Raw genomic sequence first — 25,430 nt, 5'->3', positions numbered from 1 at the left:
CCGTTCATGACCGAGAAGATCGCCGTCCGCACCGATAAGGCCCCCGCCCCCGCGCACACCTTCTCCCAGGGTGTGCGCAAGGGCCCGTTCGTCCAGGTCTCCGGACAGGGTCCGGTCGACCCCGTCACCAACGAGTACCTGTACCCGGGCGATGTGGCCGCGCAGACCACCCGCACGCTGGAGAACGTCAAGGCCATTGTCGAGGCCAGCGGCGCGAGCTTCGACGATGTGGTGATGCTGCGCGTCTATCTGACCAAGCGTGAGGACTTCCCGATCATGAACGACGCCTACGGCGAGTTCGTGACCAAGTACACCGTCGGCGGTGTGCTGCCGAGTCGCACGACCGTCTTCACCGGCCTGCCGCGCGCGGAAATGCTGGTCGAGATCGACGCCGTCGCCATCGTCGAAAACTGAGACCCGGCTGAGACCGGAGCCCGCACGTTGTGACAAGTCGGGAGGGCTCCGGCAGACTCGACAGGGCCATGTACGACGACGACACCGAGCAGCTGCCCGTATACCGCTCCGGCGGGACGCACGGAGCCGCGCAGACGCCTACGCCCGAGCCGCGCCGTACCCGGCGTGCCGGGCCGACTTCGCATCGCCGCTCCGGGGAGAGCCATCGGATGCGCTATTTCGGCCGCGGGCTGATGTCGCTGTTCGCCGTAAGCGTCATCGGGGTCACCGGGGTCGCCTGGTACGGGGAGACCAGCCTGGACAACGGGTTCACCAAGACCGGGGTCATCTCCGATGAGGACCGGGCCTCGCTCGGCGGGGACGTCAATATCCTGCTCATCGGTCTGGACACCCGCAAGGACCTCAACGGCAATGATCTGCCCAAGGATATTCTCGATCAGCTGCACGCCGGCGACGGCTCCGAGGGCGGGTACAACGCCAATTCGCTGATCCTGGTGCATATTCCGAAGGATCTGAAGAAGATCGTCGCGTTCTCGATTCCGCGGGACGACTACGTGCAGGCCAGCGGGATCCCCGGCTATGACCACATCAAGATCAAAGAGGCGTACGGCCTCAAGAAGTTCTACGCCGAGGAGAAGCTCAAGGCGCAGGGCATGACCGATAAGAACGAGCTCGAGCGCCAGGGCCGCGAGGCCGGGCGCGCCTCGATCGTGCAGGCGGTCAAATCGCTGACCGGGGTGCCGATCAATCGCTTCGCCGAGGTCTCGCTGGTCGGGTTCTATCATCTGGCCGACGCGCTCGGCGGGGTCGATGTCTGCCTCAATCACGCGGTGGACGACAGCTACTTCTCCGGGGCCGTATTCCCCGCCGGGCCACAGCATCTCGACGCCGCCAACGCGCTGTCCTTCGTGCGCCAGCGGCACGGGTTGGAGAACGGCGACCTCGACCGCACCCATCGGCAGCAGGCGTTCCTGACCTCGGTGTCCAAGCAGCTCAAGGATTCCGGGACCATCACCAATATCGGCAAGATGAAGGCGCTGATGGATGTGGCGCACCGCGACGTGGTGCTCTCGGACGGCTGGAGCCTCACCGATTTCATCACCACGCTCGGGCGCGCGGATTCGCCCGCGGTGGAGTTCCGGACGCTGCCGGTGCTGCGCTACGACACCGTGGACGGTCAGGACGTGAACATCATCGATCCGGCCGCGATCAAGAAAGAGGTGCGCGGCGCGTTCGGGGTGCAGCAGCCCACCGTGGCCACCACCCCGCGCGCCACACCCACCTCGACCGTGGACGTGATGAATGCCACCGGCACGCCCGGCATGGCCGCCAAAGTGTCGAAGTCCCTGGGCGACAAGGGCTTCACCCAGGGCACCATCGGCAATGCGACCTCCTCCGACGGCACCTCGACCGTGCTGTACTACGGCGCGGGCGCCGACACCGACGCACAGTCCCTGGCCGATATGCTCGGCGGCAGCGTCACCCCCGCCGCGTCGACAACCCTGTCCCCCGGCCAGATAAAGCTGGTCCTGGGCGCCGATTTCGAGATCCCCGAAACCCTCGACCCCGCCGCCGCATCGACCTCCTCCACCACCACCACGACCACCCCCTCGAAATCGTCGGCCGCCACCAGCACCTCCGACACCCCCGACAACGGCAAACCGGTCACCACCACCATCGGCGGGAGCATCCCCTGCGTGAACTGATCGAGCCACACCTCGGCCACTCACTGGACACCATGTAACGTGAGCCGCGACGCAACGGGCAGAGCATGGGAAAACAGATGGCAGGCAAGACCTCCGGCACCGGCAAACTCACCCTGAGCGGCCGCTTCAACCACTACTCCAGCATCTACCTGGGCTTCGCCGCCCGCGCCTTCGCACGCCGCAACAGCCGCGTCTACGCCAGCTCCGGCGGCACCCGCGGCAACAAGCTCCAGGGCAAGCCCGTCTTCCAACTCATCGTGACCGGCCGCAAATCCGGCGAACCCCGCCCCGTCATGCTCATGCTCGTCCGCGACGGCGACGACATCCTGGTCTGCGGCTCCAACGGCGGCCATCCGGGCACCCCCAACTGGTGGCACAACCTCGCCGCCCAGCCCACCGCCCGAGTCCAGGTCGGCCCCGACACCTGGCCGGTCGACGTCCGCATCGTCACCGACGACGAGGAATATGAAAAGCACTGGCGCACACTGGCAGCCGCCTACCCCAACTTCGACACCTACCGCGCCCTGAGCCCCCGCAAATTCCCGATGGCCGTCCTGTCCCGCCACCCCGAAGTCTGAGCCCCCGAGCGGTGGCACCTCGTGCTCTGGACCGGATCACCGCGGGCGGGAGAGCGTGGACTTCGGTCCTGCCATGGCGGTAACGGACGTCGGGCACGGAATACTGCTGTGGCGAGTGAAATCCCTGATCGATTCCGCGGCATTGATCGCCGACTGCGACCCCCGGCAGTGGCTGACCACGAAGGTCGAACGAGTACAGCCGTAGTAGGCGTAACCCGCTCCTCGGCTAGTTGAGACCGCGGCGTGACGCAGTGCCCATCCGCGGTTGTCGCCCTGTGAGCATCTAGATCGCTCATACGCGTGGAGTGTTGTTCGCAGTGCTGCTGTTGCCCATGGCTCTGATGGCTTTCCCCGAACTGATCGAGGAGCCGCCGTGCGACAAGCGGCTCAGGCGTCCTGGGACCAGACGGCCAATTCGCCGCCGGGCATACAGGCCACGAGGTAGCGGCCCGGATCGGTGACATGCCAGGCTTCGAAATATTGGTCGGGTTCGACGACTATGCGATGGCCCGAGTCCAGGTCGATGCGTAGTTCGCCCGTGGATTCGACTGTGGCGGAGACGATCACACCGTCCACCGCGGCGGAGAGGTCCTCCGGCCGCGGTTCGCCCGCCAGGCGGTGCGAGGGTGAGCCGATGGCGCGGTGCACCACCAGCTCGCCCTCGATGTGGATCTCGAAAACGCCCGCGCCCAAGACGATTACGTAGGGACCGGGCGACAACATCGTGAGACGCTCACCGGTGATCGGTAGTTTCATGGCGCCTCCAGTGTCGGTGGCGGCCGGGCGGACCCGGCCGCCGAACTGTTATGCGGTGGCCTCCGCCAGTACGGCGATGACCTCGTCGGAGAGGAAGAACGGTTCCAGCCGCTCGCGAATCAGCTTGGCCAGCAACCCATTACGCTTGGCGGCTGCGACCACGGCCGGACCGTAGCGCAGAATCTCCTTGCCGATGTCCTCGCCGGAGAGTCCGAGTTCGGGCAGCAGCGCGGCGAGCGTGTGATCGCCGTACTTCTCGAAGAACACCTCGACGCCCTGATCGACCAGGACCCCGAAGTACTCCTTCTCCCGGGTGGTGAGCGCGATGCGGTAGATGATCAGCGCCAGATCGTGCAGATCCTGCTGCGAGAGGTATTCGCGCAATCCGCTCACCGGCTCCCCGGCGTGCAGATCCCAGAACTCCATGGCGGCATCGTGCACGGGCGCGTCCCGCAGCATCTCGCGAATCGCGTTATTGGTCCGCTTGAGCGCGAATTGCGCTCCCTTTCCGGCCATTTCGCCGAGGAAGGTACCGTCGCCGGTGGCCTTCTCAGCGGCCTTGCGGGCCTGTTTGGCGGCGGAGGTGCCGAACGAGACCAGCGAGCCCACGCCCGGGATTTTGTTCGCCATCTGGCGATTGCTCTCCATGAAATCGTCGATCAGCTTGTCGACGAACTTCGCGGCGACGGTGGCGATGAGCGGGCTCTCGGTGAGCCGCTCCAGCAGACGCTCCTGCGCCTGATGCAGGCCGAAGATCTTCTCCAGCAACTGCTCCACCGGCTCACGCTCCACCACGTCACCGAGGGTGTAGTCGTTATTGCTGGCGATATCGGTGTACAGCGAATTGGCCAGCGTGCCGACCATTTCACCCAGCACCGGGCTGCCGCCGATCAGGTTGATCACAGTGGCGACGGTTTCCTTGGCCTGATCGATCTCGACCACATCTCGGAAGATGATGGTGTCGGCGACGCCGATCACCGCCTCCACATCGCGGCCGATCACCTCGGCGAAGCGATCGCCGGTCACCTCGGCGAGTACGAAGTCCACTTGCAGGTCGAGCAGCCGTTCGGCGATTTCGCGCGGCTCGGTCATCGGGTTCCACCCATCATCAAGAAGGGACCGCCGAGTTCAGTCGGAATCGTTGCCGTGCATCGATTTTCGAATCTGTTCCAAGCGCTCCCGCGCGGCTTTCCCCCGCGCGTCCCACTGTTCCTCGACGCTACGACCCACGGGTGTCTGCCGATCGAGCTCGCCCATCCCCTGTGCGGTGCCGTAGCGCTGCTCGACCTTATCGCGAACTGACTCGAAAGTAGGGACGCCGGAGCCGGTATACCCGCCGATGCCCGGCGCGGCCGGGATACCCGCCGGAGGTACCGGCCCTCCGGCCACCTCCGGACCGCCCCCGACCTGCTCGAATGTGTCCGGGACAGCGGGCGGCGGTGCGAACGCCTCGTCCTGCGTGTCCGGAGTCACATCGATCACAGTAGGCGCATGACCGACGGTGGCCGCCACCGATTCGGCCACCGCGTGCAATGCGGCCAGCCCCGCCCGCCCCTCGGTGGCCGCCACCACCACGGCCGCCAATTCGGCGTCCGGCAGCCCCGCCAATTCCGATCCGAGATCCTTGGCATCGCTCATGGGAACCAGGCTACGCAGCGGCGCGGGCGACATGCCCGAAATACCGTTTACCTGCGGGTTCGAACGGTAAGTCCGAATTCGCCATCCGCGGTGGACTACTCGGTGCGCACCCGGCGCTGCTCGGCGCGACGGACCAGGTCGTGTACCCGCGGGTCGGCGGCCAAGGCCCTATCGAGCAGCACATTCACGAGTCCGCGGAGCAGCGCGTACGGTTCCCAGCCCAGCGGCGCGATGGTGCGCGCCGCACGGCGCTCGATGCCATCGGCGATCACCTCGGCGGCGCGGGTCGCGGTGATCCGCACATTGAGCGGCCAGGGCAGCAGGTCGTCCAGATCGCGGCCGAGCTCATCACGGTCCAGCGTCGCGCGGGTCATATCGGTGTCCACGATGCCGAAGTAGGCGATGCCCGCGGTCGCGCCGAAGGGCGCCAACTCCACCCGCAGCGCGCGTCCGAGCTGCTCGACACCCGCCTTGCTGATCATGTACGGCGCACCCGCCATACCCGGCGCGAACGCCGCGCACGAGGAGATCACCACGACATGCCCGCGCGCGGTGACGATCTGGTCGAGCGCGGGTCGCACGGTATTGAACACCCCGGTGAGATTGATATCGATGACGCGGTCGAAATCGGCGCCGTCCATGATGCGCAGCGTCGCCGGGCGCGGCACCACCCCGGCGTTCGCCACCACCACATCCAAGGTGCCGAAGTGTGCGACGGTGCGAATCACGGCCTGGCGCATGGCTTCTCGATCGGTGACATCGGCCGTGACCGCCAGGGCGCGGTCACCGAGACGATGCGCGATGGCCGCCACGGCATGGCCGTCGATATCGACCAGCACCACCTGCGCGCCACGCTCGTGCAGCAGCACCGCCAGCTCATGGCCGATCCCCTGCCCGGCCCCGGTGATGAGCACGGTCTGCCCGGCCACCCGGTGCCCGGATCGCGCGGGGGAAAGCAGGCCCAGCAGTCGCGTCATCATCGCGTCACCTCGTAGTTCTCGCTGTCGAATCTCGCTGTGCGACGGCGATATTCGAAACTCCAGTTCGGATAGAGCCCGGCGTTGCGTCCGTCGGCGGTGGTGTAGTAGCTCCGGCAGCCCCCGGTGAGCCAGACGGTGGTGGTGCTGCGATATGCCATCTCGGCGAGGAAGGCCTGCTGCGCGCGCGGGCGCACCTGGACTCGGCGAGCTCGGTTGCGGCGCAACATGGTCAGCGCGTCGACGATATAGGCGATCTGCGATTCGATCATGAAGATAGCCGACTGGTTCCCGGCCGCGCCGAAGGGGCCGAGGGTGCAGAAGAAATTCGGGAATCCGGCGACCGCCACCCCGAGATAGCTCTGCGGCTGCCGGTCGTACAACTCGGCGAGGCTGCGGCCATCGGAGCCGATGAAGCGCCCGTAAGCCGTTGGGATGGAGCTGAATCCGGTGCCGAAGATAATGGTGTCGACCGCATGCTCGCTGCCATCGCGCAGCACGATCGAATGCGGCCGCACCTCCGCGATGGCCTCGGTGATCACCTCGGCGTTCGGCTGCTCCAGGGCGGGCAGATAGGCATCGGAGAAGATGGCGCGCTTACAGCCGATGACGTAGTCGGGTAGCAGCTTCGCCCGCAACGCCGGATCGCGCACCTGGCGCGCCAGTTGCCAGCGCGCGAGCGCCTCGTAAGGATGCCGGAAGCGCTGATCCACCAGCGAGATGAGACCGAAGCCCTCGATCGCGGAGTAGAAGCCACCGCGAATGACGCGTTGCACCAGCGGAATACGGTCCAGGACGAAGCGCTCCAGACCCGAAGTCGAGCGGTCCAGGCGCGGGACGATCCACGGCGCGGACCGCTGGAACAGCAGTAGCCTGTCCACCACCGGCTGGATCTCCGGAACGAACTGCACCGCCGACGCACCGGTTCCGATGACCGCGACCCGCTCCCCGGTCAGGTCGTGCTCATGATCCCAGTGCAGGGAGTGGAATGTCTTGCCCTGGAAGGTATCCAGGCCCGGCAACTCCGGATACTTCGCCTCGGCGAAGACACCGGTCGCGGAGATGAGGAAGTCCGCGGTGAGCGGACCGTCGCTCGTCTCGATCCGCCAGCGCGATTCCGGCTCATCCCAGCGCGCGTCCAACAGCTCGACGCCGAAGCGCATGTACCGCAGCACATCGTGCTCGACGGCCACCCCGCGCAGATACTCGAGAATCTCCGGCTGCCGCCCATAGGTTCTGGACCAGTGCGGATTCGGCGCGAACGAGAAGCTGTACAGGTGCGAGGGCACATCGCAGGCCGCGCCCGGATAGGTATTGGCCCGCCAGGTCCCGCCCAGATCATCCGCGCGCTCCAGAATGACCAGATCCTCGAATCCGGCCTCCCGCAACTTGATCGCCAAGCCGATACCGCCGAAACCCGCGCCGACAATGGCGATGGGCGTGTGTTCGACCACTGAGGTCATGACCGCTGTATTCCCTTCGAGATCACAGGTCGAGCACGAGCTGATCGCCCGCCGCGCGCGAGACGCAGAGCGATATGCGTTGCGCCCGTGCGGATTCGGTGAGCCGGCGATCACGATGATCGACCGCCCCGGAGAGGACGCCGACCTCGCAGGAGCCGCAGAAGCCCTGCCGGCAGGAGTAGGAGACATCGGGCAGGACGCGGCGGACCGCCGCCAACGCGGTTTCCTGAGCGCCGACTCGCACGGTGGTTCCGGTGCGCGCCAGGGTGAGATCGAATTCCCGCCCGTCCACCACCGGTCGCGCCGAGAACCGCTCCGTATGCAGTGATCCGGTGGGATTCACCTCGAACGCACACCGCTGTGCGGCGGCGAGCATGGGCGGCGGACCGCAGACGTACACGGCCGCACCGGGTTCGGCCGCGGCGAGAATGCCCGCCACCTCCGGCACTCCGCACTCATCGTCGGGAAGTATTCTCGCAGACCCGATTCCCGCCGCGCCGATCTCCTCGAGGAAGGGCATACTCGCCCGTGACCGCCCGGTGTACACGAGTTGGCCGCGCGCACCCGCCGCACGCACCATGGGCAGGATGGGCGTAATGCCGATACCACCGGCCAGGAACAGATAGGACGGCGCGTCCACCAGCGTGAAGGCATTGCGCGGACCGCGAATTCGCAGTCGATCACCGACCTCCAGCGCGTCATGCAGCTCCGCCGAGCCGCTGCCGCCCGGAATCCGCCGCACCGCGATCCGATACCGCTCCCGATCCGCCGGATCGCCGCACAGCGAGTACTGCCGCTGTAGACCCGAGGGCAGGAACACATCCACGTGCGCACCCGGCCGCCAGCTCGGCAGCGTCCCGCCGCCCGCCCGCCGCAGCGACAGGCCGACCACATCGGCGGCCTCGCGAACCCGCTTCTCGATCACCATGTCGATGTCGAATCCGCTGTGCCGCAAGGGGTTAGGCCGCGACAAGACCGCCGCTGCGGGTCCGCTGACGAATACTTTCAGGTACGCGTCCATCACGCCGCCGAGCAGTCGCAGGAGCGGCGCTGGGGTGTGTGGATCCCGGCCGACGGCACACCGGGATGACGAGGGGCCGGTCCGTGAGGATGAAAGAAGGGCGGCCCGCCCGGATGACGGGGGGAAGGCCCGGCCGGAAGACAGAACTGCCGCATGCCCGGAGGGCACGGGAACGACGGGGCGAGCGGACTCCCGCTTCGCGGTGGTCATGCGTCGGCCGATCGGGCGGCGGGGGAATGGGCGAGGTAGCGCAGGGCCGTATCCATCGGGCCGAGCTGTGAGGGGTGGAAGCCGGGGCGGAGGTAGCGCGGGATCTCCTTGAAAAAGACTGTCCAGCTGGGGATTACGCCGCGTCGCGTGGCATTGATGAATTGCAGGCCCCAGAAGCGGCCTTTGTCGGGGCTCGGATCCTTGCGGTACAGGTAGCCCGTCGAGACGATGAACAGCGGGAGCAGGGTGGCGGCGGCCAGTAGCGCGGTGCGGGCCTTGCGAGCGTATCCGCCGTCGACGTGCATGTACGCGTCGTAGACGACACTGCGATGCTCGACCTCCTCGGCCCCATGCCAGCGCACCAGATCGAGCATGGTCGGGTGCATACCCTTGGATTCGAGCACCTCGGCTTCCAGCAGCCACTCGCCGAGCACCGCGGTGTAGTGCTCCATCCCGGCGAACAGACCGAGCCGCTCCTTGAGCCACTCCTCGCGAGCCCGCCCGGTCAGTCCGTGGTCACCCAGTACGCGATCCACCAGCCAGGCGATGGCCCGCACATACGAGTCGACATCCAGGCCGAGGGCGCGCAGATGATTCCGCGCGCCCTCGTGGCTGCCGGCATGGGTGGATTCCTGGCCGACGAAGCCGGTGACCTCCTCACGCAGCCGGTCATCGTCGATATACGGCAGGGCCTCGGCGAGCGCCCGCGCCATCGCCCGCTCACCCTCGGGCAGCACCAGATGCATGACATTCACGATGTGGGTGGCCAGCACCTCGCCCGGAATGTAGTGCAGCGGAACGGATTCGAAGTCGAAGTGCACGTCACGGGCGGCGATGGCGTGCGCCTGCCCGCGGTACTGGCGCGTCGTCGCGCCGTCCTGCTCAACCATGATCCGAAGGTACAGTGCAACAAATTCCATGGCAATGTTGCACGCAACAAAATTTAGTCAAATGTTGCACCATCGCCCCGATTTGCTAGCGTTGAACCGTGCCCACCGCGTCGAAACCCCAGTCCAGCCGTGCCACGGCCGATGACAACACCCGGATTCTCGACGCCGCACTGCTCCAATTCCAGCGGGTCGGGGTGAAGAAGACGACCATCGAGGACGTCGCGCGCGAGGCGGGCGTGGACCGGGTGACCGTCTACCGCCGGATCGGCTCGCGCGACAATCTGGTGACCGCGGTCTTCAGCCGCGAGGTGGCCCTGGTCCTGGCCGAACTGGCGCTCATTCCCGAACGGCACGGGAATATCGAGGACCTCATCACCGATATGTTCGTGACGGTGCTGAACCGCTGGCGCGCACACCCGGTCGCCGAACGCATGCTGATGCTCGAGCCCGAACGTGTCGTCATGAAACTCAGCGTGGACGGTGCGGATATCTTCACCATGGCGGTGGCCGCCACCGCGCACGCCCTGGACCGCGCCGTCGAACGCGAACTACTTTCTCCCGCAAGCGATCTCACTGAACGTGCCGAAATCGTCTGCCGCATAGTGCATTCGCTGATTCTGCTGCCGCACGCCGCGCTCGAGCTCCGGACCGACGCACAGCTCCGGGAATTCGCGCGCGCCTACCTGCTGCCGATCATCACCGGTCTGCCCGCCTGAGCATCGACCCCGGTCACGGGTCCTGTTCCAACCCCGCTCTTGCGCGGATTTCGAACGGGGCGTACGGTGGTGACGTCGCAATCCCGAGGATGCAGGTCGATGTAAGTCCCTCCCTCCGGATTTCTTCCCTCCCGAGTTCGAATCCAGCCTGACGGCTGTCGATCCAGCTCCTGCGCTGTCGTATAGCCGAACTCGGTTCACCATATCTTCTTCAGGAGAACCCTCATGACCACCATCAATCCCGACCTCGGCCTCGAGGTCATCGAAACACTTTCTCCCGCAACGGGAATCCTCGATATCACCGGCCATACGGCGGTACTCCGCCACCGCGGATATCTGCCCGGCCCCGGTGACATCCACGTCCCGAACAACCTGATTCGCGAACACGGACTGCGCCGCGGTGATGACATCGCCGGGCTGGCGCAGCCGAATGCCAAGGGCGGCAGGCTCGCTCCGCTCATTCGAGTCGATTCGGTGAACGGACGACCGGCAGGCGTGGCCAACAAGCGCCCGCGTTTCGCCGATCTCACCCCCATCCATCCCGACGAACGGCTGCGGCTCGAGACCACGGCGAACAAGCTCACCACCCGGGTCACCGACCTGATCATGCCGATCGGCAAGGGGCAGCGCGCACTCATCGTCGCACCGCCCAAGGCAGGCAAAACCTCTGTGCTGCAAGCGATCGCACACGGGATAGCCGCCAATCATCCGGAGGCGCACCTCATGTCGGTGCTGATCGGCGAGCGCCCGGAGGAGGTCACCGAATTCACCCGCGGTGTCCCCGGTGAGGTCATCGCCGCCACCTTCGACCACTCCCCCGCCGAACAGACCGCGCTCGCGGAACTGGCCATCGAACGCGCACAGCGCCTGGTCGAGGAGGGACGCGATGTGGTGGTGCTACTCGATTCGCTCACCCGGCTCGCCCGCGCCTACAACACTTCCGGACCCTCCTCCGGGCGCACCATGTCCGGCGGTATGGATGCCGCCGCACTGCTGCCGCCCAAGAAGTTCCTGGGCTCGGCCCGCAATGTCGAGGACGGCGGATCGCTCACCATTATCGCCACCGCCCTGGTCGAGACCGGTTCGCTCGCCGATACGATCATCTTCGAGGAGTACAAGGGCACCGGCAATGCCGAACTCAAACTCGATCGGAATCTGGCGAGCCGGCACATCTTCCCGGCCGTCGATATCGCCCGCTCCAGCACCCGCCGCGACGATCTGCTGCACACCCCCGCCGAACACGCCGCGGTGGGCAAACTCCGTCGCACCCTGTCCGAACTCGATGATCAGCGCGCGGTGGACCTGATGTTGGACGGCCTGCGCAAGACCGGCAGCAATGCCGAATTCCTGCTCAATATCGCACGCAAGTAATCCCTAACGCGCAGCAGGCAATACCTTCGCCACCCAGTCCGCCACGGTATTCGCCCACCCCGGTTTCAACACGATGTCGTTATGCGCACCGCCCGGATAGATCACCAATTCTTTGGGCTCCGGAGCCGCCGCGAACAATTCGCGCCCCATTCGCACCGGCAGTAGTTCATCGGCATCCCCGTGCATGATCAGCACCGGACACGTCAGCCCCCGAATCCGCCGCACACTCGGATAGGCGTTGGGCACGAACATCTTCGGCAGAAACGGATATACCGCCTTCGCCGCATCCCGCAGTCCGGTGAACGTCGACATCAGAATCAGCGCGGCGGGCGGAAAGGCATTCGCCAGCTCCAGCATCACGCCCCCGCCGAGCGATTTCCCAAGGTACACAATACGTTTCGGATCGATGTCGGATTGCGCGAGCAACGCCTCCCGCGCCGCTCGCGCATCCAGGTAGGTCCCCCGCTCACTGGGCCGCCCGGTACTGCTCCCGTACCCCCGATAGTCGAAGATCAGCACATCGAATCCGGCGGACGCCAGCAATGCCAGCACCGGCGAACGATCCCCGATATTCCCGCCGTTGCCGTGCGCGAACAGTATGTGCCCCAACGGCTTACCCACGGCCCGCACAAACCACGCGTTAATGGTCTCGCCATCGGCGGCCCGCAGCGACAGATCCTCGAACCCCACCCCGAATTGTTCGGGTGTCGCGTAGATCCGCCGATCCCCCGGAACATAGGTCAGCACATTGAGAATCGTCTCCGCCGGATGCCGCATACACCCTTCTTACCCGACCGCAAGGTATTGAAAAACCCGCCCCGCCAAAGCAACCCGCAGCAATCCTGCCCGCCAGTATGGTGATGGCACTTCATCCCGAGGGGGCGACTTGGCCTGATCCTCGCTGCCCCGGCGGGGAGGAGGTGATGAGAAGGGGGAGACACTCGCTGAGGAAGCAGGAAACCCCGAACAACTGGGCATGGTTCGTATCAGCCGCTGCCGCAGTCGCCGGGGTCCTGTGCCTGATCCGACTGATCAGTCGGGCTGGGTTGCCCATCCGGGTGGTGCGCCGTGGACGCGGCGCTCAACCCTCTCGCGGTGAATGTCAAGTCACGCTATCCGCGCAACACCGCGCCAACCGCATTCGCCGCAGCCGCCACCGCCGAGTCGCGGGCCGCGCTGGCCTCGTCCTCGGTAAGAGTGCGATCGGTGGCGCGGAAGCGCAATGCGTAGGTGAGGGATTTGCGGCCCTCACCGGCCTGCGCGCCTTCGTAGACATCGAAAAGGGAGATCTTTTCGAGGAGTTCGCCCGCGCCGGTGCGCAATGCGGACTCCACCGAAGCCGCCGGAACGGCCTTGTCCACGCTCACCGAGACATCCTGTAGAACCGCCGGGAAGGCGGAAACCACTGGGGCGGGACGGTTTTCGCGCAGGGGCAGGGCGTCCAGGTCGATGACCACGGCGCAGGTGCGCGGGGGCAGGCCCGAGCGCTCCAGCACGGCGGGGTGCAGTTCACCGGCGTGACCGACTACGGTGCCGTCCACCAGCAGTTCGGCACAGCGGCCCGGATGCCACGGCAGGTACGCCGTCGCACGCCGCTCGATGACCAGGCCGGTGGTCTCGGCGACCACGTCGACCAGGGCGAAGGCATCGGCGGCCTCGACCGGGCGGCCCGGTCCGTGCGGTCCACGCGGTTCGCGCTTACCGGTCAGCACGGCGGCCACGTGCACCGGCTGGTCGGGCAGCGAACGCAGCAGGACGTTGATCTCGTCCTCGGTCGGGCGGCGATCCACCGGCAGCGGGCCGACCGGACCGGTCTGCTCGGTGCGGCGCACCACCTGGGCGATGCCGTAGATGGCGAGATCGCGTTCACCGCGAGAGATATTGCGCGCGGCCACTTCCAGCAGACCGGGCAGCAGCGTCGAGGCCAGTTCCGGGCGGTCCGCGTCGAGCGGGTTCAGCACGCGCATGGTGTTGCGGCGCGGATCATCCGCGTCCAGACCCCAGACGTCGAAGACGTCGCGGGCCATGAAAACCGGCGTCGGCACCTCGACACAGCCCTCGAAGGCCAGCGCCTTGCTGATCGCGCGGCGGCGCTTCTGCTCGGCGGTCAGGCCGCGACCGGCCGGAGCGGTGGGCAGCACCGACGGGATCTTGTCCAGACCCTCCAGGCGCAGCACCTCCTCGACCAGATCGGCGGGCTGGGTCAGGTCGGGTCGCCAGGTCGGCGGGGTGACCACCAGCTGACCGTGTCCGGCCTCGCTGACGCCGACCTCGACCAGGCAGCCGACCTGCTGCAGACGACGGGTGGAAGCGCCCGGCGCGTAGTGGACTCCCGCGATGCGATCGGCCAGATCGATATCCATGGCGATGGGCGCGACGGCCGGAACCGGGACGCGCACATCGGTGAGAACGGATTCGACTGTGCCACCGGCGATTTCGGCCAGCAGCGTGGCGGCACGATCCAGCGCGGCCAGGTTCAGCTCGGGATCGACAACGCGCTCGAAGCGACGGCTCGCCTCCGAGCCCAGCTTGTGCCGACGCGCGGTGCGGGCCACGGCGATCGGATTCCAGGTGGCGGCCTCGAGAATGATGTCGGTGGATTCCTCGCCGACCTCGGTGCTCGCGCCGCCCATGATGCCCGCGAGCGAGATGACGCCCGAATCATCGGCGATCACCACGTCTTCCGCGTCGAGGGTGCGCTCCACCTCGTCGAGGGTGCGCAGCGTCTCGCCCTTATGCGCGCGCCGCACCACCAGGCCGCCCGACACCTCGGCGGCGTCGAACGCGTGCAGCGGCTGACCGAGCTCGAGCATCACGTAGTTGGTGACGTCCACGGCCGGGGAGATGGGCCGCACACCCGAGAGCAGCAGTCGGCGCTGCAACCACCACGGGCTCACGGCCTTCGGATCGACCCCGGTGACCCGGCGCACCGCGAAACGCGTGCACAGGGATTCGGGTTCCAGGCGCACCGGCCACGCCTCGACGTCGGAGTCGGGCAGCAGGCGCACGGCGGGATCCTGGTACTCCAGGTCGAAGCCGCAGGCGAGTTCCCGCGCCAGACCGCGCACGGAGAAGGCGTAGCCGCGGTCCGGGGTGATGGCCAGTTCGATGACCGTATCGTCGAGTCCGAGCAGCTCATTGGCATCCGCGCCGGGTTCGGCGGTGCCGGGCTCGAGCACCAGGATCCCATTGTGGTCCTTGCCGATCGCGAGTTCGGCGACCGAGCAGATCATGCCATTGGAGGTGTGCCCGTACGTCTTTCGCGAAGCGATCTTGAAACCGCCGGGCAGCTCACCACCGGGCAGCACCACGACCACGAGATCGCCGACGGCGAAATTCCGTGCGCCGCAGACGATCTCCTGCAGTTCGGGCTGACCGATGTCGACCTTGCAGAAGCGGATCGGCTTCTTGAACTCGGTCAGCTCGGTGATCTCGGCGACCCGGCCGACGACGAGGGGATGCTCGATATCACCGGTCACCCGCTGGAGCCGATCGACCTCCTCGACCTCCAGGCCGACCCGGACGAACCCCGCGTCGAGCTCCTCCGGCGTCACCGACCACCCGGGGGTGGTGCGCTGCAGGATTTCCGTCAGCCAGGACTGCGCTACTCGCACTTGACGTTTCGCTTCCTCGATTAGTGAATGGGGCCCAGCGGGGGTCGGATCAGGCTTGGATGCCGAAGGGCAGCGTGAAACGCACGTCACCCTCGACGATGTCGCGCATATCGGGCAGGCCATTGCGGAACTGCAAAGTCCGCTCCAGACCCATGCCGAAGGCGAAACCGCTGTACACCTCGGGGTCGATGCCGCTGGCGATCAACACCTTCGGATTGACCATGCCGCAGCCGCCCCACTCGACCCAGCCCGGCCCGCCCTTCTTGTCCTCGAACCAGACATCGACCTCGGCCGAGGGCTCGGTGAAGGGGAAGAAGCTGGGCCGCATCCGCGTGGTGGTGTTCGGACCGAACAGCGCCCGCGCGAAATGATCCAGGGTGCCCTTCAGGTGCGCCATGGTCAGGCCCTTGTCGATGGCCAGACCCTCCACCTGCGAGAACACCGGGGTGTGCGTGGCATCGAGCTCATCGGTGCGGAAGGTGCGACCCGGGCACACCACATAGATGGGCAGCTCACGGGAGAGCATGGAGCGCACCTGAACCGGTGAGGTGTGCGTGCGCAGCACCTGCCGCGAACCCTCCGGTGCGATATGGAAGGTGTCCTGCATGGTGCGCGCCGGATGATCCGGCAGGAAGTTCAGGGCGTCGAAATTGAAATGCTCGGTCTCGACCTCGGGACCCTCGGCGATCTCCCAGCCCATGGCGACGAACACATCGCCGACCCGCTCGGACAGCGCGTTGATGGGATGGCGCGCACCGACCGCGGTCCGGCGCGCGGGCAGGGTCACGTCGATGGCCTCGGCCACCAGCACCGCGGCATCGCGCTCGGCGAGCAGCACGGCATTGCGCGCCTCGAAGGCGGCGGTGACGCGCTGACGCGCGACGTTCACGCGCTTGCCCGCCTCGGCCTTGTCCTGCTTGGGCAGCGTGCCCAGGGAGCGCTGCGCGAGCGCGATCGGCGACTTACCGCCCATGTACTCGGTTTTCGCGCTCGCCAGGGCGTCCAGATCGGCGGCAGCGGCGAAGGCCTTCTCAGCGGCTTCGGCGGCGGCTGCGAGGGATTCCTCGGTCAGTGCCGCGGACTGCTCGGCACGGTCGATATCGTCGGCCACGATGCTTCGTCTCTCCCCTGGCTGGTACGGGTCGGGCGGATTGCCTCCCCCATTCTTGCTGGTCGAATCGTAAGCCTTGTACTCAGCCCGGTTCACGTGGTTTTCCCGCAGGCAGCGCGCACCGCGTCGGCGTGGTGCGCGCCACCTTCGAGGGTCATGCGGCGGGGTAGGTCTCGCGGAATACCGTGCGCTCCACGCTCCGGCGACCGGGGTGCCTGCGCTCCTCGGCGGCATAGCCGATGGACATGAGCAGGGCGATGCACAGGTCCGGTCGATTCTCGATGCCGATGACCTTCTTCACCCTGTCCTCATCCCAGCCGTTCATGGGCGAGGTGGCCAAACCGAGTTCGGTGGCGGCCAGCATGGTGAAGCTCGCGGCGATCATGGCGTCCTTCACCGCGTATTCGCGCAGCAGCCCGCGTTCGGCCAGGCCGCGCTGGAATTCCTGCGAGGCGGCGGCGAACCCGGTGATGAACTCCTCGCTCCAGGCGTTGTTGCTCCGGGCCGACTCGTAGACATCGGCCCGATCCTCCTGCCACGCTTGGGTTTCCGCGATGAAGACCAGCATGACCGGAGCCTCCTGCGGTTGCGGCTGCCCACCGGTGGCCCAGGCCAGACCGTCCCGACCCGCCTGATCGGTGATCGCCACAATGCTGCGGTCCTGCAGATTCCAGCTGGTCGGAGCCTCCATGGCGAGTTCCAGGAGGGTGTCGAGATCGGCGGCGGCCACCGGATCCGGGCGGTAGTGACGAACGGTGCGGCGGGTGCGAATGGCCTGGGCGACTGAGATCGTGTTCATGGCACTAACTATTGGAGAGTGACGCTCATTCGGGAAGTAGGCACTAATTAGTGCGCTACTCTCCTTCAGGTGACACCGCTCGTCGAATCCTCCGGCCTACCCGCCGACGTCTATTCCGCCAAATGCCCCACCCGCCAGGTCCTCGACCACATCGCGGGCAAATGGACGGTGCTGATCATCGATGCCCTCCGCCAGGACGGCACCATGCGCTACACGGACCTGTCCCGCCGCATCGGCGGCGTCTCCCAGAAAATGCTCACCCAAACCCTGCGCAGCCTGGAGACCGACGGCTTCCTCACCCGCACGGTGCACCCCACCATTCCCCCGCGGGTCGAATACGAACTCACCGAACTGGGCCACAGTCTCGCCGAACCCATTGCCGCCCTGCGCAATTGGACCGAGCAGCACATCAACGAGGTCGAGCGCGCCCGCGCGCGGCGAGATCGCTGAGGGTGGCTGCCGGGCGTACCACACGGTGGCGGCCGAGGCCGTAGTCGGCGGCGGTGAAACGCGGCGGCTTTCGATCAGCACCGTCGCGGCATCGGGTGCCGGAACCAGTTCACCCCCGCCGATAACGGATCGGCGGGGGTGAATCGGGATGGCGTACGGCGATACAGCCGGGCGATCAGTGCGCGAATTCGGCGGTGCGGCTGGCGGTTTCGGCCGCGATCACCTTGCGGGCGGGGATCAGGGTCGCGATGAGCGCCCCCACCGCCACGATGGCCGCGCCGACCGCCACCGCCGGGGCCAGGCCGTCAACGTAGGTCTGCGGGGTGCCGTAACCGCCGTGCGAGGCGAAGACCGAGGCCAGAACCGCAACGCCCATGGCGACGCCGACCTCGCGGACGGTGCTGCTGGTGCCCGAGGCCATCCCCTGATCCTCGGCCGAGGCGCTGGCCATGACCACGGTCGAGGCCGGGGCGAAAGTCAGGCCCATGCCGACGCCGCCGAGGATGAACGGCAGCACGAACGATCCGTACGAGGTGCCGACATCGGCGATCAGGGCCATCCAGCCCAGCGCCGAGGCCAGGAAGATCTGACCGATGACCACCAGGACCCGCGGGCCGACCTTGTCTACGATCAGACCGGCGAGCGGGGCCACCACCATCGGGGCCATGGTCCACGGCATGGTGCGAATACCCGACTCCAGCGGCGTATAGCCCTGCACCACCTGGAAGTACTGCGACAGCAGGAAGATCGAGCCGAAGACGCCGAGCGAGAAGGCGAAGTTCACGGTATTGATGGCGCTGAAGCCCCGGGAACGGAACAGCCGCAGCGGCAGCATGGGTTCGGCGACGCGCAGTTCCCAGACGATGAATCCGGCCAGCAGCGCGGCGCCGCCGAGCATTCCGGTCAGCACGGGGGCCGAGGTCCAGCCGTCGTCCGCGCCGTGGATGACGCCCCACACCACCGCGAGCACGCCACCGGCCGACAGCAGCAGGCCGAGCACATCCAAACGTCGTGCGCCGCCGAAGGATTCACTCAGCACGCGAGCCACGAACGGGAGCGCGAGAATACCGATGGGGACATTGAGCCAGAAGATCCACTGCCAGCTCAGTCCGTCCACCACCGCGCCGCCGACCACCGGGCCGAGCGCCACGCCGAGCCCGGTGATACCGCCCCAGATCCCGATGGCGGCACTGCGCATCTTCGCCGGCACATGAGCCGAGAGCAGGGTGAGCGAGAGCGGCATGACCGCGGCCCCGCCGAAGCCCTGAATCGCCCGGAACAGGATCAGCATCCACGGCTCGGTGGCCATGGCGCAGGCCGCCGAGGCGGCGGTGAAGACCGCGATGCCGATCAGGAACAGTCGCCGCCGCCCCAGCCGATCGCCCAGCGCGGAGGCGGTGAGCAGCAGGGAGGCGAAGGACAGCGTGTAGGCGTTGATGAACCACTGCAGATCGCTGAGCGAGGCGTTGAGCTCGGTGCGAATGACCGGCAGCGCATTGGTCACGACGAGATTGTCGAGCGTGACCATGAACATGGGGATGCCGACGGCGACCAGCACGGCCCACAGCGGGGGCGTGCGCGGGCCGGAAACCGGCTGTGATGCGGGGCTATCGAGTACTTCAGTCATGTCCGGTCCCTAGTTGTTATCGACTGATAACCAGAGAGTATGCATTGACTGATAACATGTCAATAAGACGCCGGAAGTCCGAGATCGAGGAGGCAGACCGCCATGACCAGGACACGCATGACCGCGAGCGAGCGCGGCGAGCAGGTACTCGCGGCCGCCGTCACCGCCTTCGCCGAATCCGGTTATGCCGCAACCAAAACCGATGAGATCGCACGCCGCGCCGGTGTCTCGCAGCCGTATGTGATCCGGCTCTTCGGCACCAAACAGCAACTGTTCCTGGCCGCCCTGCGCCTGGTCTGCGATCGCATCGAGGACCTCTTCCGCACCGCCGCCGAACAGATCCCCGCCGACGCCACCGTCGAGGAGGCACTCGAGGATCTCGGGGCGGCGTACAGGGTACTGCTCACCGAACGCGATCTACCGCGCGTACTGCTGCACGGCTTCTCGGCCAGCGGTGATCCCGCGATCGGCCCGGTCATGCGCGCCCGCTTCGGCGAGGTCTACCAACTGGTGCGCGATCTGACCGGCGCGTCGGCGAGCGAAGCCGGGGCCTTCATCGCCACCGGCATGTTGCTCACCGATATGGCCGCCATGCAGGTGGTCGGCCCAGACGCCGTCGAAACTCCCTGGGCCACGGAGATTCTCACCTGTATCAATCCCGACTTGTGAGCCCGTTCAGCCGCGCGCCGGCGCATCCGTCTCCGGCGCGTCGGCCTCGATAATCCGCTCGGTCGGCGCGGGCAGTCGCCGCGCCAGCACCTCACCGCGGAAGAACGGCGGCATTCGGCGCGCCAGCACCAGATAGATCGGAATACCGATCAGCAACGTGCCCACCCCCAGCACGAAGATCGCGCCGAACCAGGACGTCACCGCCGTCCACGCCGCCGCGAACAGCAGTGCGAAACCGCCGAGCGCGGGCAGCACCCCCTTCATGATCAGAGTCCTTGGGCTGGAAGCGAATTGATCGCGATACAGCCAGGCGCAGCTGAGCCCGGTGAGCCCGTAATACAGGCCGATGGAGATGCCGATCGCCGTCACCGCCTCGGCGATGAGCCGTCCGCCCGAGGCGAAGTTCAGCCCCACGTACAGCACCACCGACACCGCGCCGAACACGATGGTGGAGAACACCGGGGTCCGGAAACGCGGATGGATCCGCCCGAACGCCGCGGGCAGCGCATGATGCAGCGCCATCGAATAGGTGGCGCGCGCGGTCGGCAGAATCGTGGTCTGGGTGGAGGCCGCCGCCGAGGTGAGCACCATCAGGAAGAGCAGATGCACCAGCACGGTGCCGAGCGGTCCGGCCCCGAAGACGGCATTGCCGAGCGCACCCAGCACATCGTCCACATGATCGGGATTGGCCAGCCCGAGCCCCTCGGTGCCCGCCCCGACGAAAGCCTGTCCCGCCACCGTCACCAGCAGATACAGCGCCACGAGGGTGATGGTCGAGAGCACCGCCGCGCGGCCGGGGGTATGCCGCGGATCGACGGTCTCCTGATTCACCGCGACCGCCGAATCCCAGCCCCAGTAGATGAAGACCATGAGCAGCATGGCGGTGATGAAGTCCGAGAAGGATCCGATCTCGAAGGGGTTCAACCACGACCATTCCGGCAGATGTGCGCCTTCCGGCGCGTTCCCGATGACCACGCGGGTCAGCGCGACGACCGAGAAGACCACCAGCATGCCGAATTCGACCGCCAGCAGCCAGGATTGCAGCCGCGCGGACACATCGATCCCGTACACCGCGATCATGGTCATGACGACCAGATAGACAATGCCCAGCAACAGCACCCACACATTGGTCGCATCCGACCCGATCCCGTGCGCACCGAACAGATGGAAGGTGTACTGCGCACTGATCTGCGCCAGACTCGCCATCACCAGCAGATCCGACACCACGATCGCCCAGCCCGACATCCACCCGGTGAACGGTCCGAACGCGCGCGTCGCCCAGACGAAGGTGGTGCCCGGATCCGGTTCCACCGCATTGAGATCCCGATACCCGATGGCCACGAGCAGCATCGGCACGAAGGCCAGCAGCACGATGATCGGTGATTGCAGGCCGACGGCGGCGACCACCAGACCGAGGGTGGCGGTAATGCTGTACGCGGGCCCCGCCGACGCCACCCCGATCACCACACTGGATGCCAGGGAGAGCGCACCGGACCGCAGAGTGCTGGGCGATGTCACCGGGTAAGAGTAAGGGCAGCATCCCAGCACACCGAATCCCGGCGGGCCGACCCGGTCGCGGGCGCGCTATCCACTCCGATTGACCCGCATACCCGTACGCGAACGGCACACCCGCACGGGGAGGGTGCGCCGTCATGACGCGGGGGTGTGACAGCGCCGAGTCAGCGCGCGGCGTGCTGCACCCGGGCGCTGGCGTACAGGCAGATCGATGCCGCCGCAGCCAGATTCAGGCTTTCGGCGCGACCGTGGATGGGGATTCGGACACGGTGGGTGGCGCGTTCGGCGACGGCGCGGTCCAGACCGTGCGCCTCATTGCCGAAGAGCCAGGCGACGGGGCCGCGCAGGATCGCATCGGCGTCGTCGAGGTCGACCTCGCCCTTGGCGGTGGTGGCCAACAGGGCGATGCCCGCGTTCTCCAGTGCGGAGAGCACCGTCTCGGTGTCGCGTTCGCGGGCGATGGGCAGGTGGAAAACGCTTCCGGCGCTTGCGCGGACGCATTTGCCATTGTGCGGGTCCACCGAATCACCGGCCAGCACCACACCATTGGCGCCCACCGCGTCGGCGACCCGGATCAGCGTGCCCGCGTTGCCGGGATCGGACATGCCGACCGGGACGGCGAGCAGGCTCGGTGTGGCGGTGAGCACCTCGCTCAGCGGCACATCGACCTGACGGCAGACCGCGACCAGGCCGGGCGGAGTCACGGTCTCCCCCAAGGCTTCCGCGGCGCGCGCGCTCACCAGTGTGGTGCGCACGCCCATGGCGGCGGCGCCGGCGACCAGTTCATTCTCCCGCTTGGCGGCCTCCAGCGAGAAGAACAGCTCTTCCACGCGTCCGGTGTCCAGCGCCGATGCGACCGAGTTCGCGCCCTCGGCCAGGAACAGTCCACTTTTGCGCCGCACCGGCGCGCGATGCAGCTTGACAGCGGAAACGACCCGTGGATTGCGCTCGGAGAGCGCTTCCACGGGTCGTTCCGAATTGTGCTGTGTTGTCACGCAGCCGGAGCTCAGGCGGCCGGGGCGTTGACGTCGGCCGGCAGGGCGGCCTTGGCGACGGCCACGAGGCCGGCGAAGGCATCGGCGTCGGAGACGGCCAGCTCGGCCAGGATCTTGCGGTCCACCTCGACGCCCGCGAGCTTGAGGCCCTGGACGAAGCGGTTGTAGGTGATGTCGTTCAGACGCGCGGCGGCGTTGATACGAGCGATCCACAGCTTGCGGAAGTCACCCTTGCGAGCCTTGCGGTCCCGGTAGGCGTAGGTCAGCGAGTGGAGCTGCTGCTCCTTGGCCTTGCGGTACAGGCGCGAGCGCTGGCCGCGGTAGCCCTTGGAGGCCTCGAGTACGGAACGGCGCTTCTTCTGAGCGTTGACAGCCCTTTTGACGCGTGCCACTTGTCAGTCCTTGATCGATTCGGCGGGCGCTGCGGTCGCACCCGAAGTGGGTCGGGGAGTTGGCGTTCGAGAACGCGAGGTGCTTACGCGGTCAGAGACCGAGCAGCTTCTTGACGCGAGCGACGTCCGCCTTCGCGACGACCTCCGTGCCGTCCAGACGACGAGTCCGGGTGGACGGCTTGTGCTCGAGCAGGTGGCGACGGTTCGCCTGCTGACGCAGCAGCTTGCCCGCACCGGACACCTTGAATCGCTTCGAGGCGCCGCTGTGCTTCTTCATCTTCGGCATGGATTCCTCAATCTGTCTCGTGCCGGAGGCGCGGCGAAACGCGCTTCCGGTTGCTTGTCGTTATTACTGCTGCGGGGTGGCAGCCGGAGCTTGTTCAGCCTCGGCGGCCGGCGCCTCGGCCGGAGCCGCGGGCGCGGTACTGCGCTGCGGTGTCGAGCTGGCTTCGTTCTGCGCCTTCACCCGCGTCTTCGCGCCCTTGTGCGGGGCGAGGACCATGGTCATGTTCCGGCCGTCCTGCTTGGCCGAAGTTTCGACGAAACCGAGATCGGCGACGTCGGAGGCCAGCCGCTGCAGCAGCCGGAAACCGAGTTCCGGCCGAGACTGCTCACGACCACGGAACATGATCGTGACCTTGACCTTTGAACCGGCTTCGAGGAAGCGAACAACGTTGCGCTTCTTGGTCTCGTAGTCGTGGTCGTCGATCTTCGGGCGGAGCTTCTGCTCCTTGATCACGGTCTGGACCTGGTTCTTCCGAGATTCACGCGCCTTCTGCGCGGTCTCGTACTTGAACTTGCCGTAGTCCATGATCTTGCATACCGGCGGACGCGCGTCCGGTGCGACCTCGACCAGGTCGAGGTCGGCCTCCATGGCGACGCGTAGTGCATCTTCAACACGCACGATCCCGACCTGCTCACCACCCGGTCCGATGAGGCGGACCTCGGGTACGCGGATGCGATCGTTGATGCGAGTCTCAGTGCTGATGGGGCCTCCTAGGTCAAGCGGTTCGTCAACGACCGCAAGCAATAACTGCAACCCCAATTTCAACACGAAAGCCCCGGGTTGGTATTTCTCCAACACGGGGCCCGAGTCGACCGATCTACGACGCAAACAACTCGCATCGCACCTGTACTGGGCGAACCCACACAGATACCCATCCGGTGAAGAATGGGCGACCGGAACCGTTCGCCTGGTTCGAAGACCGGCTGACGGTGGGAGTCGGGCTCCACTTGATGCCCTGGCCGAATACATGAAGATTGACAACATGAATCGGACCGGGGCGGTCGTCGCAGGAGAGTCTAACAGCCCCGCGCCGCAGAACCGAATCGGCCGCCCCCTCGACCAGCGGCAACCCGGTCGGTGCCAAGATCTAGGGCATGAGCGAGGCGTCAGTACACGAACAGGAGTCGACTCTCATCGACGGTGAGGTCGTGCGCGAGCTGGCCGAGATCCCGGCGGTCGAGGTTATCAGCCGCGCGGCCGTCATGCTGATGAGTTCGGCCGCCGAGAAGCTGGGCCTGGGCGAGGACGATCCGTCCGCCAGCCCGCACCTGGATCTGGACGAGGCCCGCCGGGTGATCACCGCGCTCGCCGGTCTGGTCACCGCGTCGGTCGAGTACCTCGGACCGCACGCCGGACCGATCCGCGACGGATTGCAATCGCTGCAGCGCGCGTTCCGGGAATCCTCGGCGCATCCGGACGCACCGGGCGCGGGACCGGGCGAGAAGTACACCGGCCCGGTCTACTGATCCCCCCGCTCAACCCCGCTGCGTGCGGATCGCGCGCACGATGATGTCGGCGATACCTCGCATCCCCTCCAGGGTGGGGTGATACGGCAGCAGGGTTTGGGTCGCCAACAGCGGTTCGAACCAGCGCGCGCCCGCCGGGGCGCACATATCGTGACCGATGGACTCCGGGCGGGTGTCTATATAGATCGCGCCCGCCGCCGCGGCTTCCCGGGCGACGACCGCGTTGAGCCAATCGAAGGCGGCCTGGATGACGAGCGCGTCGGCGGGGCGCAGCCCGACCAGATCGGCGCAGCCACCCGCGCGCACATAGGCCGGCCAGCCGTCGACATAGATCCTCGCATTCGGCGCGAGTGCCGAAATCCGATGCAGCGCGGCCGAATACGATGCGGCGATGGCGTCGATGGAGCCGTCCCACGCCGGATCGGCGCAGGGCCTCACCCCCGCCAGATGACAGGTCAGAATGTACCTGGTCATCTCGGCGTCGTTCGCGCCGATATGCACGGTCACCAGTTCGGTATTCGGCCCCAGACCCTCGAACTGCGGCGCGATACCGGCGCCCTGCGACGTGGTCAGGTGCGGGATCTTGGCCGAGCTGCAGGTCCGATCATCAAGGCGCATACCGAGATCCGCGGCCACCAGCTTCGGCGTGTTCGCGGTGGAGCGCAGGCATTGCGGCGGCGCGCCGAGATCGAGCGCGAGCGCGCCGGTGGTGGCCGCACCCGAGTCGCCGAGGGCGACATACGGCGCGCCCCCGTCGGCCGGGGCG

General features: G+C 66.8%; 27 protein-coding genes. 9 read left to right on the top strand and 18 right to left on the bottom strand.

Features of this window, described 5'->3' with window-relative positions; translation table 11 throughout:
- Nucleotides 1-6: 6 nt before the first annotated feature.
- From NA10_RS22030 to NA10_RS39210, 4 genes are all read left to right on the top strand, one after another.
- Nucleotides 7-414: a RidA family protein gene (locus NA10_RS22030; RefSeq protein WP_067570967.1), complete on the top strand. Its 408-nt coding sequence runs from the start codon at nucleotides 7-9 to the stop codon at nucleotides 412-414.
- Nucleotides 415-482: 68 nt separating this feature from the next.
- Nucleotides 483-2,120 carry an LCP family protein gene (locus NA10_RS22025; RefSeq protein WP_084515116.1) on the top strand — a complete coding sequence of 546 codons (1,638 nt, stop codon included), beginning with the start codon at nucleotides 483-485 and terminating at the stop codon, nucleotides 2,118-2,120.
- Between the two features lie 77 nt (nucleotides 2,121-2,197).
- Complete coding sequence (locus NA10_RS22020; protein WP_169812623.1) at nucleotides 2,198-2,698, top strand: nitroreductase/quinone reductase family protein; 501 nt, start codon at nucleotides 2,198-2,200, stop codon at nucleotides 2,696-2,698.
- 73 nt (nucleotides 2,699-2,771) lie between these two features.
- On the top strand, nucleotides 2,772-2,903 hold the full coding sequence (locus NA10_RS39210; RefSeq protein WP_281180224.1) for a hypothetical protein: 132 nt from the start codon (nucleotides 2,772-2,774) through the stop codon (nucleotides 2,901-2,903).
- Between the two features lie 182 nt (nucleotides 2,904-3,085).
- Here NA10_RS39210 and NA10_RS22015 read toward each other — a convergent pair whose 3' ends face one another.
- The 7 genes from NA10_RS22015 to NA10_RS21985 form a co-directional block, all read right to left on the bottom strand.
- The gene (locus NA10_RS22015; RefSeq protein WP_067570963.1) at nucleotides 3,086-3,454 is read right to left on the bottom strand and encodes a DUF6188 family protein; all 369 of its coding nucleotides are present in this window, start codon (nucleotides 3,452-3,454) and stop codon (nucleotides 3,086-3,088) included.
- Between the two features lie 48 nt (nucleotides 3,455-3,502).
- Nucleotides 3,503-4,546 carry a hypothetical protein gene (locus tag NA10_RS22010; RefSeq protein WP_067570961.1) on the bottom strand — a complete coding sequence of 348 codons (1,044 nt, stop codon included), beginning with the start codon at nucleotides 4,544-4,546 and terminating at the stop codon, nucleotides 3,503-3,505.
- Nucleotides 4,547-4,582: 36 nt separating this feature from the next.
- A complete protein-coding gene (locus tag NA10_RS37985) occupies nucleotides 4,583-5,092 on the bottom strand; it encodes a PspA/IM30 family protein (RefSeq protein WP_067571046.1) in 510 nt (169 codons plus the stop codon).
- A gap of 95 nt (nucleotides 5,093-5,187) precedes the next feature.
- The gene (locus NA10_RS22000; RefSeq protein ID WP_067570959.1) at nucleotides 5,188-6,072 is read right to left on the bottom strand and encodes an SDR family oxidoreductase; all 885 of its coding nucleotides are present in this window, start codon (nucleotides 6,070-6,072) and stop codon (nucleotides 5,188-5,190) included.
- Nucleotides 6,069-7,532 carry a flavin-containing monooxygenase gene (locus NA10_RS21995; protein ID WP_067570957.1) on the bottom strand — a complete coding sequence of 488 codons (1,464 nt, stop codon included), beginning with the start codon at nucleotides 7,530-7,532 and terminating at the stop codon, nucleotides 6,069-6,071. The genes NA10_RS22000 and NA10_RS21995 overlap by 4 nt, the downstream gene beginning before the upstream one ends.
- Nucleotides 7,533-7,554: 22 nt before the next feature.
- The gene (locus NA10_RS21990) at nucleotides 7,555-8,553 is read right to left on the bottom strand and encodes a PDR/VanB family oxidoreductase (RefSeq protein WP_157556671.1); all 999 of its coding nucleotides are present in this window, start codon (nucleotides 8,551-8,553) and stop codon (nucleotides 7,555-7,557) included.
- A 206-nt stretch (nucleotides 8,554-8,759) separates the two neighbouring features.
- Entirely contained in the window at nucleotides 8,760-9,653 is an 894-nt protein-coding gene (locus NA10_RS21985; RefSeq protein WP_067571042.1) for a metal-dependent hydrolase, read from the bottom strand.
- Between the two features lie 98 nt (nucleotides 9,654-9,751).
- Here NA10_RS21985 and NA10_RS21980 point away from each other — a divergent pair, with 98 nt between their 5' ends.
- Both NA10_RS21980 and rho read left to right on the top strand, forming a co-directional pair.
- Complete coding sequence (locus tag NA10_RS21980; RefSeq protein WP_067570955.1) at nucleotides 9,752-10,369, top strand: TetR/AcrR family transcriptional regulator; 618 nt, start codon at nucleotides 9,752-9,754, stop codon at nucleotides 10,367-10,369.
- A 225-nt stretch (nucleotides 10,370-10,594) separates the two neighbouring features.
- Nucleotides 10,595-11,740, top strand: a complete 1,146-nt coding sequence (gene rho, locus NA10_RS21975) for a transcription termination factor Rho (protein WP_067570953.1) — start codon at nucleotides 10,595-10,597, stop codon at nucleotides 11,738-11,740.
- 3 nt (nucleotides 11,741-11,743) lie between these two features.
- On the opposite strand, the gene NA10_RS21970 is transcribed toward rho, so the two are convergent.
- From NA10_RS21970 to NA10_RS21955, 4 genes are all read right to left on the bottom strand, one after another.
- The gene (locus tag NA10_RS21970) at nucleotides 11,744-12,517 is read right to left on the bottom strand and encodes an alpha/beta hydrolase (protein WP_067570950.1); all 774 of its coding nucleotides are present in this window, start codon (nucleotides 12,515-12,517) and stop codon (nucleotides 11,744-11,746) included.
- Nucleotides 12,518-12,852: 335 nt separating this feature from the next.
- The gene (gene pheT / locus NA10_RS21965; RefSeq protein ID WP_067570948.1) at nucleotides 12,853-15,354 is read right to left on the bottom strand and encodes a phenylalanine--tRNA ligase subunit beta; all 2,502 of its coding nucleotides are present in this window, start codon (nucleotides 15,352-15,354) and stop codon (nucleotides 12,853-12,855) included.
- Between the two features lie 49 nt (nucleotides 15,355-15,403).
- Nucleotides 15,404-16,465: a phenylalanine--tRNA ligase subunit alpha gene (pheS, locus tag NA10_RS21960; RefSeq protein ID WP_067570946.1), complete on the bottom strand. Its 1,062-nt coding sequence runs from the start codon at nucleotides 16,463-16,465 to the stop codon at nucleotides 15,404-15,406.
- Between the two features lie 154 nt (nucleotides 16,466-16,619).
- Nucleotides 16,620-17,264: a nitroreductase family protein gene (locus NA10_RS21955; RefSeq protein ID WP_067570944.1), complete on the bottom strand. Its 645-nt coding sequence runs from the start codon at nucleotides 17,262-17,264 to the stop codon at nucleotides 16,620-16,622.
- Between the two features lie 69 nt (nucleotides 17,265-17,333).
- On the opposite strand from NA10_RS21955, the gene NA10_RS21950 reads away from it, so the two are divergent.
- Nucleotides 17,334-17,714 (top strand): winged helix-turn-helix transcriptional regulator, encoded by a 381-nt coding sequence (locus NA10_RS21950; RefSeq protein WP_067570942.1) that lies wholly within the window; start codon nucleotides 17,334-17,336, stop codon nucleotides 17,712-17,714.
- A 175-nt stretch (nucleotides 17,715-17,889) separates the two neighbouring features.
- Here the strand turns inward: NA10_RS21950 and NA10_RS21945 are convergent, their stop codons facing one another.
- Complete coding sequence (locus NA10_RS21945; protein ID WP_067570940.1) at nucleotides 17,890-19,341, bottom strand: DHA2 family efflux MFS transporter permease subunit; 1,452 nt, start codon at nucleotides 19,339-19,341, stop codon at nucleotides 17,890-17,892.
- A 102-nt stretch (nucleotides 19,342-19,443) separates the two neighbouring features.
- Here NA10_RS21945 and NA10_RS21940 point away from each other — a divergent pair, with 102 nt between their 5' ends.
- Nucleotides 19,444-20,010 (top strand): TetR/AcrR family transcriptional regulator, encoded by a 567-nt coding sequence (locus NA10_RS21940; protein WP_067570938.1) that lies wholly within the window; start codon nucleotides 19,444-19,446, stop codon nucleotides 20,008-20,010.
- 6 nt (nucleotides 20,011-20,016) lie between these two features.
- Here the strand turns inward: NA10_RS21940 and NA10_RS21935 are convergent, their stop codons facing one another.
- The 5 genes from NA10_RS21935 to infC form a co-directional block, all read right to left on the bottom strand.
- Nucleotides 20,017-21,528, bottom strand: coding sequence for an APC family permease (locus NA10_RS21935; RefSeq protein WP_067570936.1), 1,512 nt, complete (start codon nucleotides 21,526-21,528; stop codon nucleotides 20,017-20,019).
- Between the two features lie 161 nt (nucleotides 21,529-21,689).
- Nucleotides 21,690-22,490 carry a TrmH family RNA methyltransferase gene (locus NA10_RS21930; RefSeq protein ID WP_067570934.1) on the bottom strand — a complete coding sequence of 267 codons (801 nt, stop codon included), beginning with the start codon at nucleotides 22,488-22,490 and terminating at the stop codon, nucleotides 21,690-21,692.
- Nucleotides 22,491-22,531: 41 nt separating this feature from the next.
- A complete protein-coding gene (gene rplT / locus NA10_RS21925; RefSeq protein WP_067570932.1) occupies nucleotides 22,532-22,912 on the bottom strand; it encodes a 50S ribosomal protein L20 in 381 nt (126 codons plus the stop codon).
- A 91-nt stretch (nucleotides 22,913-23,003) separates the two neighbouring features.
- Nucleotides 23,004-23,198, bottom strand: a complete 195-nt coding sequence (rpmI, locus tag NA10_RS21920; RefSeq protein WP_067570929.1) for a 50S ribosomal protein L35 — start codon at nucleotides 23,196-23,198, stop codon at nucleotides 23,004-23,006.
- A gap of 63 nt (nucleotides 23,199-23,261) precedes the next feature.
- Complete coding sequence (gene infC / locus NA10_RS21915; protein WP_067571040.1) at nucleotides 23,262-23,951, bottom strand: translation initiation factor IF-3; 690 nt, start codon at nucleotides 23,949-23,951, stop codon at nucleotides 23,262-23,264.
- Nucleotides 23,952-24,292: 341 nt separating this feature from the next.
- Here infC and NA10_RS21910 point away from each other — a divergent pair, with 341 nt between their 5' ends.
- Entirely contained in the window at nucleotides 24,293-24,664 is a 372-nt protein-coding gene (locus NA10_RS21910) for a DUF1844 domain-containing protein (RefSeq protein WP_067570927.1), read from the top strand.
- A gap of 9 nt (nucleotides 24,665-24,673) precedes the next feature.
- Here the strand turns inward: NA10_RS21910 and NA10_RS21905 are convergent.
- On the bottom strand, nucleotides 24,674-25,430 hold a 757-nt coding region (locus NA10_RS21905), incomplete at its 5' end, for an SGNH/GDSL hydrolase family protein (protein WP_067570925.1).

Origin of the sequence: Nocardia acidivorans NBRC 108247 (assembly GCF_001625085.1) — a bacterium.
GTDB lineage: Bacteria > Actinomycetota > Actinomycetes > Mycobacteriales > Mycobacteriaceae > Nocardia > Nocardia acidivorans.
Note: the sequence above shows the minus strand (reverse complement) of the source record. Positions and strands in the feature narration are given on the sequence as shown.

Coding starts and splice junctions, on each gene's coding strand:
- NA10_RS22030 (WP_067570967.1), top strand. CDS start 7: ATGACCGAGAAGATCGCCGTCCGCACCGATAAGGCCCCCGCCCCCGCG.
- NA10_RS22025 (WP_084515116.1), top strand. CDS start 483: ATGTACGACGACGACACCGAGCAGCTGCCCGTATACCGCTCCGGCGGG.
- NA10_RS22020 (WP_169812623.1), top strand. CDS start 2,198: ATGGCAGGCAAGACCTCCGGCACCGGCAAACTCACCCTGAGCGGCCGC.
- NA10_RS39210 (WP_281180224.1), top strand. CDS start 2,772: ATGGCGGTAACGGACGTCGGGCACGGAATACTGCTGTGGCGAGTGAAA.
- NA10_RS22015 (WP_067570963.1), bottom strand. CDS start 3,454: ATGAAACTACCGATCACCGGTGAGCGTCTCACGATGTTGTCGCCCGGT.
- NA10_RS22010 (WP_067570961.1), bottom strand. CDS start 4,546: ATGACCGAGCCGCGCGAAATCGCCGAACGGCTGCTCGACCTGCAAGTG.
- NA10_RS37985 (WP_067571046.1), bottom strand. CDS start 5,092: ATGAGCGATGCCAAGGATCTCGGATCGGAATTGGCGGGGCTGCCGGAC.
- NA10_RS22000 (WP_067570959.1), bottom strand. CDS start 6,072: ATGATGACGCGACTGCTGGGCCTGCTTTCCCCCGCGCGATCCGGGCAC.
- NA10_RS21995 (WP_067570957.1), bottom strand. CDS start 7,532: ATGACCTCAGTGGTCGAACACACGCCCATCGCCATTGTCGGCGCGGGT.
- NA10_RS21990 (WP_157556671.1), bottom strand. CDS start 8,553: ATGGACGCGTACCTGAAAGTATTCGTCAGCGGACCCGCAGCGGCGGTC.
- NA10_RS21985 (WP_067571042.1), bottom strand. CDS start 9,653: ATGGTTGAGCAGGACGGCGCGACGACGCGCCAGTACCGCGGGCAGGCG.
- rho (WP_067570953.1), top strand. CDS start 10,595: ATGACCACCATCAATCCCGACCTCGGCCTCGAGGTCATCGAAACACTT.
- NA10_RS21970 (WP_067570950.1), bottom strand. CDS start 12,517: ATGCGGCATCCGGCGGAGACGATTCTCAATGTGCTGACCTATGTTCCG.
- NA10_RS21955 (WP_067570944.1), bottom strand. CDS start 17,264: ATGAACACGATCTCAGTCGCCCAGGCCATTCGCACCCGCCGCACCGTT.
- NA10_RS21945 (WP_067570940.1), bottom strand. CDS start 19,341: ATGACTGAAGTACTCGATAGCCCCGCATCACAGCCGGTTTCCGGCCCG.
- NA10_RS21940 (WP_067570938.1), top strand. CDS start 19,444: ATGACCAGGACACGCATGACCGCGAGCGAGCGCGGCGAGCAGGTACTC.
- rpmI (WP_067570929.1), bottom strand. CDS start 23,198: ATGCCGAAGATGAAGAAGCACAGCGGCGCCTCGAAGCGATTCAAGGTG.
- NA10_RS21910 (WP_067570927.1), top strand. CDS start 24,293: ATGAGCGAGGCGTCAGTACACGAACAGGAGTCGACTCTCATCGACGGT.